Consider the following 12310-nt stretch of genomic DNA (forward strand, 5'->3'; position numbering starts at 1 on the left):
GCGCACTGGCAAGATCCCTTCGGGCGAATTCAGCGCCATGTAATTTGCACGGCAGGTGCTGCGGTCGGCACGCCGACGCAGTCTCATGCTCAAAAGCCGAGGCCCCTCACGGGGCCTCGGCTTTTTTCTGCCCTGCCAATCGTGAAGAGATTGACAATGGCCCAGTCACCGGCCCAGAACACCTCAATGGCTTCCAGCTACCGCTCCATCGACCATGTCATGCTGCGCCTTCACGCAGCCGAGCCTTTGTTTCAGCTCTTCAGCGAGACCTTCGGGTTGCCCGTGGCCTGGCCCTTGCAACGCACTGATTTCGCCACGTATGGCTGGGTCCATCTGGGCAACACTGACCTCGAATTGTGGGCAACGACCGCCAACGGCGATCTTCCCGACCATGCGCAACCGCCCTTGATCCACGGTTTTGCTCTGGAGCCTGCTTCGCCCCTGGCCGAAAGTCTGAAGCACGCGATGGAGGCAGGCATCACTTGCAAGCCTCCCCGCGCCTTCCAGTCCGAGAACAGCCGGGGCGAAAGGGTCACCAATTTCACCAATTCCGTGCTGCTTGAGCTTTCCGCTCCAAGCTGCTGTGTGTTCTTTTGCGAGTGGGATCGGCGTGCGGCCCTCTACCCCTGGCCCGAAACCGCAACACCGGCAGAACGCCGCGCGCAGCATCGGCAGGCCCTGCAGGACAGCGGGGGCGGCCCCCTCGGAATCACCGGACTGCATGCCTTGCGCATGGGCACCCCGGATGTGCAAACACACCAGCGCCATTGGCGGGCACTCACAGGCTCGCAGCCTGGCCATCCCATTGCAGTCACGCCGGATGTCTGTCTGGAGCTGGTTCCAGGAGAACACTTGCTGATTGAATCGCTGTCGCTGAGCGTGCGCTCACTATCTATAGCGCGTGCCTTTCTGAGCAGCCGGCATTTGCTCCAGGCGGACAGCGGCGATGTGCTTTCCGTGGCGTGTGAAGGGCTGCAACTTCACCTGCGGGAAACGTCCCCCGCCTTGCCTTAAAGCAGACTTCCATGACCGCTTGCCGTTTTGCAGCAGGCGGGCATAAAAAAACCCGGCCAAGCCGGGTTTTGGGGCAGATCCACCAAGATCTGAATCACTTCTTCTGGCGGAACTTGCGAAGCGCAGCAATCTGCGCCGCCATCACGGCCAGTTCGGACTGGGCCTTTGCCAGGTCGATTTCGCTCTTGGCATTCTTGAGCGCTTCCTCGGCGGAGGCCTTGGCGGCGTTGGCCTTCTCGTCGTCCAGATCCTTGCCACGGATGGCGGTATCGGACAACACAGTCACGCAGTTGGGCTGCACTTCCAGAATGCCACCGGCCACGAAGACAAACTCTTCGGAACCGTCAGCCATTTCGATGCGCACCGAGCCCGGCTTGATACGGGTGATCAGCGGGGTGTGGCGGGGATAGATGCCCAACTCGCCAGCTTCGCCAGGCAGCGCCACGAAACGCGCTTCACCGGAGAAGATGGACTCTTCGGCACTGACCACATCAACGTGGATGGTGTTCATCATTGCTCCTAGGAAAAGGTGGGTTGCTTGATTGCTGAAGGCCGAGCGGCGGTAGGCTGCTCAGCCGCCGGGCAATCAGGCCACCTTCTTGGCCTTTTCGAAGGCTTCGTCAATGGTGCCCACCATGTAGAACGCCTGTTCTGGCAGGTGATCGCATTCGCCGTTCACGATCATCTTGAAACCACGGATGGTTTCCGACAGTGGAACGTACTTGCCTGGCGAGCCCGTGAACACTTCGGCCACGTGGAAAGGCTGCGACAGGAAACGCTGGATCTTGCGCGCGCGGGCCACGGCCAGCTTGTCTTCAGGTGCCAGTTCGTCCATGCCCAGAATGGCGATGATGTCGCGCAGTTCCTTGTAGCGCTGCAGCGTGCCTTGCACCGCACGGGCCGTAGCGTAGTGGTCTTCGCCCACGACGTTCGGGTCCAGCTGGCGGCTGGTGGAGTCCAGAGGATCCACGGCAGGGTAGATACCCAGCGAGGCGATGTCACGCGAAAGCACCACGGTGGAGTCCAAGTGGGCGAACGTGGTGGCAGGCGAAGGATCGGTCAAGTCATCGGCAGGCACGTACACGGCCTGGATGGAGGTGATCGAGCCGACCTTGGTCGACGTAATACGCTCTTGCAGGCGGCCCATTTCTTCGGCCAGCGTAGGCTGGTAGCCCACGGCGGAAGGCATGCGGCCCAGCAGAGCGGACACTTCGGTACCGGCCAGCGTGTAACGGTAGATGTTGTCCACGAAGAACAGCACGTCACGGCCTTCGTCGCGGAACGACTCGGCGATGGTCAGGCCGGTCAGCGCAACGCGCAGACGGTTGCCTGGGGGCTCGTTCATCTGGCCGTACACCATGGCAACCTTGGACTCTTCGAGCTTCTCCAGGTTCACCACGCCGGAATCGGCCATTTCATGGTAGAAGTCGTTCCCTTCGCGGGTACGCTCGCCCACACCAGCGAACACCGACAGACCGCTGTGGGCCTTGGCGATGTTGTTGATGAGTTCCATCATGTTCACGGTCTTGCCCACACCGGCGCCACCGAACAGGCCCACCTTGCCGCCCTTGGCGAACGGGCACACCAGGTCAATCACCTTGATGCCGGTTTCCAGCAGTTCTTGCGAAGGCGACAGTTCGTCGTACGCAGGGGCCTTGCGGTGGATGGAGGCCGTCAGTTCCTGGCTCACGGGACCACGTTCGTCGATGGGAGCACCCAACACGTCCATGATGCGGCCCAGCGTCGCCTTGCCCACGGGCACGGTGATGGAGTTGCCGGTGTTGGTCACCATGATGCCGCGGCGCAGGCCGTCGGACGAACCCAGCGCAATGGTACGCACCACGCCGTCGCCCAACTGCTGCTGCACTTCCAGCGTCAGGGTCGAACCGTCGAGCTTCAGAGCGTCGTAAATCTTGGGCATCTGGTCGCGCGGGAACTCAACGTCCACCACAGCGCCGATACATTGAACAATCTTGCCTTGCACTTGAGCCATTTTTCGCTCCAATAAAGATGTTGGTTGAGCTGCTTACACAGCAGCGGCGCCAGCCACGATTTCCGAAAGTTCTTTCGTGATCGCTGCCTGGCGCGTCTTGTTGTAGACCAGCTTCAACTCGCCAATGACGCTGCCGGCGTTGTCGGTGGCGGCCTTCATGGCCACCATGCGTGCCGACTGCTCGGACGCCATGTTTTCCGCAACGGCCTGGTAGATCAGGGACTCGACATAGCGGACCAGCAGATCGTCGATCACGGTCTGTGCATCGGGCTCGTAGATGTAGTCCCAGCCATGTTCGGTCTTGTCGGCCTGCATCTGCGCGGACGACAGGGGGAGCAACTGCTCCACCACCGATTCCTGCTTCATGGTGTTGATGAACTTGGTGTACGAGAGGTACACCGCGTTGATCTTGCCTTCAGCATACGCATCGAGCAGCACCTTGACCGGTCCGATCAGCTTGTCCAGATGGGGCGTGTCGCCCAGGCCCGTCACGTGCGAAACCACCTTGGCACCGACACGGTTCAGGAAACCCAGGCCCTTGTTGCCAATGGCAACCGCCTCGGTGGACACGCCAGCGCCCTGCAGCTCACGCAGCTTGGACGTCACGACGCGCAGCACGTTGGTGTTCATGCCACCGCACAGGCCCTTGTCGGTCGTCACCACGATCACGCCAGCCGTCTTGGCATCGTTCACTTTCATGAACGGATGCACGTATTCAGGGTTGGCCTGGCCGAGATTGGCTGCAATGTTGCGGATCTTCTCGCTGTAAGGGCGGGCAGCCCGCATCCGCTCTTGCGCCTTGCGCATTTTGGATGCAGCCACCATTTCCATGGCTTTGGTGATCTTTTTGGTGTTCTCCACCGACTTGATCTTGCCGCGTATTTCCTTGCCTGCTGCCATGATGGCTCCTCGTCCGGTTTAAGCGAACGACTTCTTGAACGCGGCGATGGCTGCGGTCAATTCGGCTTCTGCGTCCTTGTCCATGGCCTTGGCCTGTTCCAGCTTGGCCAGCAGAGCGGCGTGGCTGGTCTTCAGGAACTGGTGCAGGCCGTGTTCGAAGTCGAGAACCTTCTTGACGTCGATGTCGTCCATGAAGCCCTTGTTCACAGCAAACAGCGTGGAAGCCATCAGCGAGATGGACAGCGGGCTGTACTGCGCCTGCTTGAGCAGTTCGGTCACGCGGGCACCGCGGTCGAGCTGCTTGCGGGTGGCTTCATCGAGGTCGGAAGCGAACTGCGCGAACGCAGCCAGTTCACGGTACTGGGCCAGGTCGGTACGGATACCACCGGACAGGTTCTTCACCAGCTTCGTCTGTGCAGCACCACCGACGCGCGACACCGAAATACCGGCGTTGATGGCGGGGCGGATACCGGCGTTGAACAGCGAGGTTTCCAGGAAGATCTGGCCGTCCGTGATCGAGATCACGTTGGTAGGCACGAAAGCAGACACGTCGCCAGCTTGCGTTTCGATGATCGGCAGTGCGGTCAGCGAACCGGTCTTGCCCTTGACTTCACCCTTGGTGAAGGCTTCGACGTAGTCGGCATTCACGCGGGCTGCACGTTCGAGCAGACGGCTGTGGAGATAGAACACGTCGCCAGGGTAGGCTTCGCGGCCTGGTGGGCGACGCAGCAGCAGCGACACTTGGCGGTACGCAACAGCTTGCTTGGACAGGTCGTCATACACAATCAGGGCGTCTTCGCCACGGTCGCGGAAGTATTCGCCCATGGTGCAGCCGGAGTAGGCCGACACGTACTGCATGGCGGCCGATTCGGAAGCCGAGGCGGCCACCACAATCGTGTATTCCATGGCACCGGCTTGTTCCAGTGCGCGCACCACGTTCTTGATCGACGAAGCCTTCTGACCGATGGCAACGTAAATACAGGTCACGCCTTGGCCCTTCTGGGCGATGATGGCGTCGATGGCCACTGCCGTCTTGCCGGTCTGGCGGTCACCAATGATCAGCTCGCGCTGGCCACGGCCCACAGGCACCATGGAGTCGATTGACTTCAGGCCGGTTTGCAGAGGCTGGTCCACCGATTTACGGGCAATCACGCCCGGAGCGACCTTTTCGATCACGTCGGTGAGCTTGGCGTTGATAGGACCCTTGCCATCAATGGGCTGGCCCAGGGCGTTCACCACGCGGCCGATCAGCTCGGGACCGACGGGTACTTCCAGAATGCGGCCCGTGCACTTGACGGTGTCGCCTTCGGAGATGTGCTCGTACTCACCCAGAATCACGGCGCCGACGGAGTCGCGCTCCAGGTTCAACGCAAGACCGTAGGAAGGCTGGCCGTCCTTGGTGGCGGGGAACTCCAGCATTTCACCTTGCATCACGTCCGACAGGCCGTGAACGCGAACGATACCGTCCGACACAGACACCACGGTGCCCTGATTGCGGATATCGCTGCTGGCAGCCAGACCTTCGATGCGGCTCTTGATGAGTTCAGAAATTTCTGCGGGATTGAGTTGCATGACTCTTTCCTTCTTTCTTTGGTTCGCTGTCCTCGCCGCGCGTTACGCGGTGAGGGCCGCTTTCATTTGTTCAAGACGGGCCTTGACCGAAGTGTCCAGCACCTCGTCACCCACCACTACGCGAATGCCGCCGATCAGGGACTCGTCCTGCTGAACAGCGAGATTGAGCTTGCGGCCGAAGCGCTTTTCCAGCGCTGCGCTGACCTCGGACAGTGCGGCACTGTCCATCGGAAAAGCGCTGTACACCACGGCATCCGAAGAGCCGTTGCGGCGATTCACGAGGGCACGAAACTGCGCAGCCACTTCCGGGAGCGCGTTGATGCGTCCGTTGTCGATGACTGTGCGCAGGAAATTCTTGGCCGTATCGGACAGCGCCGAACGCGCAACACCCGTGAAGACGGCAAACACCTGGTCTGCCGTCACCTTGGGGTTGTCCGCCAGCTGACGCAACTGGGGGTTGGCGGCAATGGCCGCCAGTTCATCGACCCAGTCAGCGATGCTGGCCAGGTCCATGCCCGCACCCGCAGTAGCGGCCTTGAACAGGGCATCGGCGTAAGGGCGGGCAATGGTGGCGAGTTCAGCCATGTGTGTCCCCTTACAGCTCGGTCTTCAGGCGGTTGAGCAGGTCGGCGTGAACGCCGGCATTGACTTCCTTGCGGAGAATCTGCTCAGCACCCTTGACGGCCAGCGCTGCCACCTGCTCACGCAGGGCTTCGCGGGCTTGCACCGTTTGCTGCTCGGCTTCGGCACGGGCGGAGGCAACAATCTTGTTGCCTTCTTCCGTGGCGCGTGCCTTGGCTTCTTCGATGATGGCCTGGGCACGTCGGTCGGCGTCCGCAAGACGCGAGGCCGTTTCGTTGCGCGCCTGTGACAGCTCCTTTTCGACGCGCTGGTTGGCAGCGGTCAGTTCGGACTTGGCACGGTCGGCAGCAGCGAGGCCTTCGGCGATTTTCTGGGCTCGTTCATCCAACGCCTTCGCGATCGGGGGCCACACGAATTTCATCGTGAACCACACCAGGATCAAGAAGACGATGGCCTGAATGAACAGGGTCGCATTGATACTCACGGCAACACCTTTCTAGAGTGGCGTTGAACGGGACTTACTTGGGCAGGTTGGCCAAGAACGTCGAAGCGAAGGGGTTGGCGAAAGCGAACAGCAGAGCGATAGCCACGCCGATCAGGAAGGCGGCGTCGATCAGACCAGCCAAGATGAACATCTTGGTTTGCAGTTCGTTGATCAGTTCAGGCTGACGTGCCGACGATTCGAGGAACTTGCCGCCCATCAGTGCGATACCGATGGAAGCGCCGATAGCGCCCAGACCAACGATCAGACCACAAGCCAGAGCGACGAGACCGAGAATGTTTTCCATGATGACTCCTGAGTTAAAAAAAGAAAGGTTGAAAAAGAAAAGGGAAACGAAAGGGAACCGTTAGTGCGCGTTGTGCGCCTGACCGAGGTAGATCAGTGCAAGCATCATGAAGATGAAGGCTTGCAGAGAGATCACCAGAATGTGGAACAGCGTCCAGATGGTGCCAGCGATGACGTGGCCCACAGGCAGCAGCACACCCGACAGCGACAGTGCAGCCGCACCACCCATCAGGGCGATCAGCATGAACACCAGTTCACCGGCGTACATGTTGCCGAACAACCGCATGCCATGCGATACGGTGTTGGCGACATATTCAATGATCTGCATCAGCAGATTCACGACGCCCAGAATCAGGGCGAAGATGGGGTTCTTGCTGGTGCCGAACGGAGCCGACACGAGTTCATGCGCCCAGCCGCCAGCGCCCTTGATCTTGACGCTGTACCAGAAGCGCAGGATCAGAATGGCAAATGCCAGCCCCAGGGTGGTAGACAGGTCGGCCGTAGGCACGACACGCAGATAGGCGTGGTGGGGATCATGACCAGCAGCGCCATAGATCTTGGCCCAGATGGCGGGCAGCAGGTCCACCGGCAACATGTCCATAAAGTTCATCAGGAAGATCCAGACAAACACCGTGAGACCCAGAGGAGCAATGAACTTGCGGCTCTCGGCGTTGTGGATATTGGCCTTGGCCTGGTTGTCCACCATCTCGACCAGCATTTCCACCGCCGCCTGGAAGCGACCGGGCACACCGGAGGTTGCCTTACGGGCAGCTGACCACAGGATCAAAAGGGTGAGCACACCCAGAACCAGACCGACGATGATCGAGTCGTAGTTGATGACGGTGAAATCAACAATCTTGGTCTGGTTGACGTTTTGAAGATGCTGCAGGTGGTGAACGATGTATTCACTTGCAGTCGGAGCGTGCGCTTCTGCGGCCATCGGACAACTCTTCTCTATATCAATCGGTTTTTCGGACACCGGGTCGCACCAAAAGCGCCACCCAGTACGTTTTCATTGCGACCACCATGCCAACCAGCAAGGCAATCCAGCTCAAGCCCGACACCAGCCGAGGTGCCGCAGCAAGCAGCGCCACCGTCAGCACGATCTTGGCAATCTCCCAACCAAAGAATCCCACCATGGCAGCACGCGGCTTGGAAGACGCCGAATGGCGCAACACACCGCGTGCAAACAACGCTGCCGGCGCAACCACAGCCAGCGCACCATAAGCCGCAGACCAGCCCACAGATGCCCTGCCCGTCAGAGCCCAGGCCACCAGGGCCACCAGCATCCCGACCAGTGCCTGACCCGCCACCACCTTCCACACAGAGATGGAAGGATTGCGACTGCGCCACACCTCAGCCTCCTCGGCCGTCAGGGGCTTGAAGTCAGATTCTTCAGCCTCAATTTCAGTCTCTGGCGGGATTGTTTTCATTGTTGAATGACGCCCGCGTTACAGACTGCAACTTTCACAAAGCCTCTAATTATAAGTAAAAACCCGTGACGCACGACAAAGACCTGCAAGCCCGGCCCAAAACCGGTGCGCGTGCATGCGCTGTTGTGGTGACAGGCCAACGGCATTTCCCATCCTTTTCGCACTGTCGTGCACTGGCCTGGGGCAGGCTGCCTGCACCCAAGCGGCAGCACAACAACCCCGCTGGCACACAATGGCAAAGCCCCGCCAGCTATTGAAACCGAAGCAGTACGCACCATGACAACCTCCAGCCCACCACCTGCCAATGGCCTCGACACACAGGCTAACGATCCACGCAAAGACTCGTTGATCGAATACCCCTCCAGGTTCCCCATCAAGGTCATGGGCGCCAAGGTGGACGGCTTCGTGCATGCTGTCACTGAACTGGCCCGCCAGTTCGACCCCACTTTTGACGCCAGCACCATTGAACTGCGAGACAGCCGCGCTGGCAATTACCTCGGAGTAACCATCACCATCACCGCGACCAGCCGGGAGCAGCTCGACGACCTGTACCGCGCACTGTCGTCACACCCCCTGGTGAAAGTGGTGCTGTAGCCCCGGGGCTGCAGCATATTTGCCGCATGACCATCGACATTCGCCTGCTGGGCCGCGTGGACTACGCCACCACCGTCCAGGCCATGCAGGACTACACCACCGCGCGTTCGGCCGGTACACCCGACGTGCTCTGGGTGTGCGAGCACGCACCGCTGTACACACAAGGGCTCGCAGGCAAAAGTGATCACGTGCTGAACCCGGGCAACATTCCGGTGGTAGCCACCAACCGTGGCGGGCAGGTCACTTTCCACGGCCCCGGCCAGGTGGTGGCCTATCCACTGATCGACCTGCAGCGCGCAGGTTACTTCGTCAAGGAGTACGTCTACCGCGTGGAAGAAGCCGTGATCCGCACGCTGGCGCACTTTGGCATCACGGGCCACCGCGTGGGCGGCGCGCCTGGCATCTATGTGCGGCTGGACGACCCACACAGCCACGCCCTGCTGCCGCAGCGTCCGCAAAAGCGCATCGGCACGGCGGCGCCAATCCCGGACTTCGAGGGCCTGGGCAAGATCGCAGCCCTGGGCATCAAGGTCAGTCGACACAGCACTTACCACGGCGTGGCGCTCAATGTGGCGATGGACCTGGAGCCCTTTGCGCGCATCAACCCTTGCGGTTACGCAGGTTTGCAAACGGTGGACCTTTCTACAATCGGGGTCCACACCACCTGGGAAGAAGCCGCGCAGGTGCTGGGCCAGCAGCTCAGCATCCGGTTGGCGCCCTGAACCTGCCTACATGCCATGAGCACCCCTGAAGTCGTCCGCGAAGCGCAATCCACCGAAGCCTACAACCCGCTGGCCAAGCAAAAAGCGGCCGCCAAGCTCTCGCGCATTCCGATCAAGGTCGAGCAAGGCGAAGTGCTCAAGAAGCCCGAGTGGATTCGCGTGAAGGCGGGCAGCCCCACCACACGCTTCTACGAGATCAAGGAGATCCTGCGCGAGCACAAGCTGCACACGGTGTGCGAAGAAGCCTCCTGCCCCAACATCGGCGAGTGTTTCGGCAAGGGCACGGCCACCTTCATGATCATGGGCGACAAGTGCACGCGCCGCTGCCCGTTCTGCGACGTGGGCCACGGCCGCCCCGACCCGCTGGACAAGGACGAGCCCCTGAACCTGGCCAAGACCATCGCCGCGCTCAAGCTCAAGTACGTGGTGATCACCAGCGTGGATCGCGACGATCTGCGCGACGGCGGCTCCGGCCATTTTGTGGAGTGCATCCAGAACATCCGCGAGTTATCGCCCGCTACGCAGATCGAGATCCTGGTGCCCGACTTCCGGGGCCGCGACGACCGTGCGCTCGAAATCCTGAAAGCCGCGCCACCCGACGTGATGAACCACAACCTGGAAACCGCACCCCGGCTGTACAAGGAAGCGCGCCCAGGCTCCGACTACCAGTTCAGCCTGAACCTGCTGAAAAAGTTCAAGGCCCTGCACCCCAATGTTCCCACCAAGAGCGGCATCATGGTTGGCTTGGGCGAGACGGACGAAGAGATCCTGCAGGTGATGCGCGACATGCGCGAACACAACATCGACATGCTGACCATCGGCCAGTACCTGTCGCCCAGCAACAGCCACCTGCCCGTGCGCCGCTACGTGCACCCCGACACCTTCAAGATGTTCGAGGAAGAGGCCTACAAGATGGGCTTCAGCCACGCTGCGGTTGGCGCCATGGTGCGCAGCAGCTACCACGCGGACCAGCAGGCGCACGCCGCTGGCGTTTAAGCCTGGCGGGACGCGCAACCCAGAGCACGATCATGGGCGCAGCGGAATCGCTCTCGCTGCGGCGCTACGGCGCATCGCCGGGCAGCCATAGCCACGATCACTTCCAGATACTGCTGGGTCTCTCCGGCGCACTGGACCTGGAAGTCGCGGGGCACGGTGTGCGCGTGGCGCCCGGTGGCGGCTGCGTGATTGCGCCGGGGGATCGCCACGACTTCGAATCGTCGCGCGGCAGCGTCTGCCTGGTGCTCGACAGCGCCCACCCCGGCTGGGCGCAGTGCGCCAGCGCGCAGCTCACTACCGCACTGCCCACCGATGCGCTGCCCCTGGCGCACTACCTGGCCAGCGCATTGCAACAAGGCCGCCCGCTGGCGCAGACCCACGGCCCGGCATTGCTGCTGGAAGCGTGGCTGGCGGGCTCAGCGCCCCATACATCCCTCCACCGATCCACGCGCCAACGCACTATCGATTGGCCTGCTCTGCAGCGCTGGGCAGCCCTGCAATGGCACCGCGAACTCAGCGTTGCCGACTTGGCGGCGCAGGTGCATCTGAGCCCCAGCCAGTTCGCTACCAGGTGCCGCGAAGACCAGGGCATGGGTGCCATGGCCTGGCTGCGCGGCCAGCGCCTGGCACAGGCGCGGCTGCTGCGGGGCACAGGCATGGCCGTGGCCGAAGTGGCGCGGCGCACGGGCTACCGCTCGCCCTCGGCCCTCACGGCGGCACTGCGGCGCGCTGAAGATCACTGAATCACTGACAAAGGCTGCCGCGTCCAGCAGACGATCACCACGCGACGACGGACCATCGTTGCGCGACGATTCCGAATGTCCTGCGCGCGTAAGCTCGGCGCTATGCAAGCCAACCTGTACGCCCTGGGCGCCATCGCGCTGTGGGCCTCCCTCGCCTCGCTGGGTGTCTCGCTCACCCACATTCCACCGTTCCTGCTCACGGGCATTGCGCTCATCATCGGCAGCGTGCCAGCCTGGCCGTTTGTGCTGCGTGACCCGTCGCAGTGGCGCATTCCACTGCGCACGCTAGCGCTCGGTGTGTATGGCCTGTTTGCGTACCACTTCCTGCTGTTCATTGCGCTGCGCCACGCGCCGCCCGTGGAGGCCAATCTGGTGAACTACCTGTGGCCGCTGTTCATCGTGGTGCTCTCGCCTGTGGTGCTGCCCGGTGTGGCTCTGCGCCTGCCGCATGTGCTGGCGGCGCTGCTGGGTTTTGGGGGCGCAGCCATTGCGATTGCGGGTGGACGCGAGCTGAGTGGCACGCTGGCCTGGGGTTACCTGCCCGCGCTGGCCGCAGCATTCATCTGGGCCACGTACTCGCTCATGACCAAGCGCGTGGCGGCTTTTCCGACCACGGCCATCGGCCTGTTCGGACTGGTGTCCGGCGTGCTGTCCCTGTTGTGCCATGTGGTGTTGGAGCCCGCCGTGGCGCTGCAGCCGCGCGACTGGGCCCTGCTGGCAGTGCTGGGCCTGGGGCCGCTGGGGGCGTCGTTTTTTATGTGGGACAAGGCCCTCAAGCTCGGAGACGCACGGCACATCGGCATCCTGAGCTACATCACTCCGCTGGCGTCCACCGCGCTGCTGATCGTGGTGAGTGGCCGCTCGTTCAGCTGGAGCATCGCACTGGCCACGGTGATGATCATCAGCGCGGCAGTGATGGGGATGCGGGCGCGCTGACCATGATAAATACGCGTCAGATTGGCCTCTAGCGCTCA

At 61.7% G+C, this 12310-nt stretch carries 15 protein-coding genes; 6 read left to right on the forward strand and 9 right to left on the reverse strand.

Annotated features, from left to right (window positions below; genetic code table 11):
* Positions 1-1014 (forward strand): hypothetical protein (locus KW832_RS25250; RefSeq protein WP_255577958.1); only part of this gene is annotated, 1014 nt, incomplete at its 5' end.
* A gap of 94 nt (positions 1015-1108) precedes the next feature.
* Here KW832_RS25250 and KW832_RS25255 read toward each other — a convergent pair.
* The 9 genes from KW832_RS25255 to KW832_RS25295 all read right to left on the reverse strand — a co-directional run bounded on the left by KW832_RS25255 (position 1109) and on the right by KW832_RS25295 (position 8281).
* Entirely contained in the window at positions 1109-1525 is a 417-nt protein-coding gene (locus KW832_RS25255) for a F0F1 ATP synthase subunit epsilon (protein ID WP_010467232.1), read from the reverse strand.
* A gap of 75 nt (positions 1526-1600) precedes the next feature.
* On the reverse strand, positions 1601-3007 hold the full coding sequence (atpD, locus tag KW832_RS25260; protein ID WP_055396243.1) for a F0F1 ATP synthase subunit beta: 1407 nt from the start codon (positions 3005-3007) through the stop codon (positions 1601-1603).
* A gap of 33 nt (positions 3008-3040) precedes the next feature.
* Positions 3041-3907: a F0F1 ATP synthase subunit gamma gene (atpG, locus tag KW832_RS25265; protein WP_055396242.1), complete on the reverse strand. Its 867-nt coding sequence runs from the start codon at positions 3905-3907 to the stop codon at positions 3041-3043.
* 18 nt (positions 3908-3925) lie between these two features.
* On the reverse strand, positions 3926-5479 hold the full coding sequence (atpA, locus tag KW832_RS25270) for a F0F1 ATP synthase subunit alpha (protein ID WP_055396240.1): 1554 nt from the start codon (positions 5477-5479) through the stop codon (positions 3926-3928).
* Between the two features lie 42 nt (positions 5480-5521).
* A complete protein-coding gene (locus KW832_RS25275) occupies positions 5522-6064 on the reverse strand; it encodes a F0F1 ATP synthase subunit delta (RefSeq protein WP_218301912.1) in 543 nt (180 codons plus the stop codon).
* Positions 6065-6074: 10 nt separating this feature from the next.
* Positions 6075-6545, reverse strand: coding sequence for a F0F1 ATP synthase subunit B (locus KW832_RS25280; RefSeq protein WP_007847746.1), 471 nt, complete (start codon positions 6543-6545; stop codon positions 6075-6077).
* Between the two features lie 34 nt (positions 6546-6579).
* Positions 6580-6849: a F0F1 ATP synthase subunit C gene (gene atpE, locus KW832_RS25285; RefSeq protein ID WP_007847749.1), complete on the reverse strand. Its 270-nt coding sequence runs from the start codon at positions 6847-6849 to the stop codon at positions 6580-6582.
* A 60-nt stretch (positions 6850-6909) separates the two neighbouring features.
* Positions 6910-7788: a F0F1 ATP synthase subunit A gene (gene atpB, locus KW832_RS25290; protein WP_121422014.1), complete on the reverse strand. Its 879-nt coding sequence runs from the start codon at positions 7786-7788 to the stop codon at positions 6910-6912.
* A gap of 19 nt (positions 7789-7807) precedes the next feature.
* The gene (locus tag KW832_RS25295) at positions 7808-8281 is read right to left on the reverse strand and encodes an ATP synthase subunit I (RefSeq protein WP_055396234.1); all 474 of its coding nucleotides are present in this window, start codon (positions 8279-8281) and stop codon (positions 7808-7810) included.
* Between the two features lie 276 nt (positions 8282-8557).
* Between KW832_RS25295 and KW832_RS25300 the strand changes: the two genes are divergently transcribed.
* The 5 genes from KW832_RS25300 to KW832_RS25320 all read left to right on the forward strand — a co-directional run bounded on the left by KW832_RS25300 (position 8558) and on the right by KW832_RS25320 (position 12272).
* Positions 8558-8875 (forward strand): YbeD family protein, encoded by a 318-nt coding sequence (locus KW832_RS25300; protein ID WP_055396230.1) that lies wholly within the window; start codon positions 8558-8560, stop codon positions 8873-8875.
* Between the two features lie 26 nt (positions 8876-8901).
* On the forward strand, positions 8902-9597 hold the full coding sequence (lipB, locus tag KW832_RS25305) for a lipoyl(octanoyl) transferase LipB (RefSeq protein ID WP_218301913.1): 696 nt from the start codon (positions 8902-8904) through the stop codon (positions 9595-9597).
* Between the two features lie 15 nt (positions 9598-9612).
* Complete coding sequence (lipA, locus tag KW832_RS25310; protein ID WP_055396226.1) at positions 9613-10593, forward strand: lipoyl synthase; 981 nt, start codon at positions 9613-9615, stop codon at positions 10591-10593.
* A 32-nt stretch (positions 10594-10625) separates the two neighbouring features.
* On the forward strand, positions 10626-11336 hold the full coding sequence (locus tag KW832_RS25315) for an AraC family transcriptional regulator (RefSeq protein ID WP_218301914.1): 711 nt from the start codon (positions 10626-10628) through the stop codon (positions 11334-11336).
* Between the two features lie 102 nt (positions 11337-11438).
* The gene (locus tag KW832_RS25320; protein ID WP_055396222.1) at positions 11439-12272 is read left to right on the forward strand and encodes a DMT family transporter; all 834 of its coding nucleotides are present in this window, start codon (positions 11439-11441) and stop codon (positions 12270-12272) included.
* Positions 12273-12310: the final 38 nt, after the last annotated feature.

Source organism: Acidovorax sp. sif0632 (assembly GCF_019218805.1).
In the GTDB taxonomy this organism is placed as follows: Bacteria; Pseudomonadota; Gammaproteobacteria; order Burkholderiales; family Burkholderiaceae_C; genus Acidovorax; species Acidovorax facilis.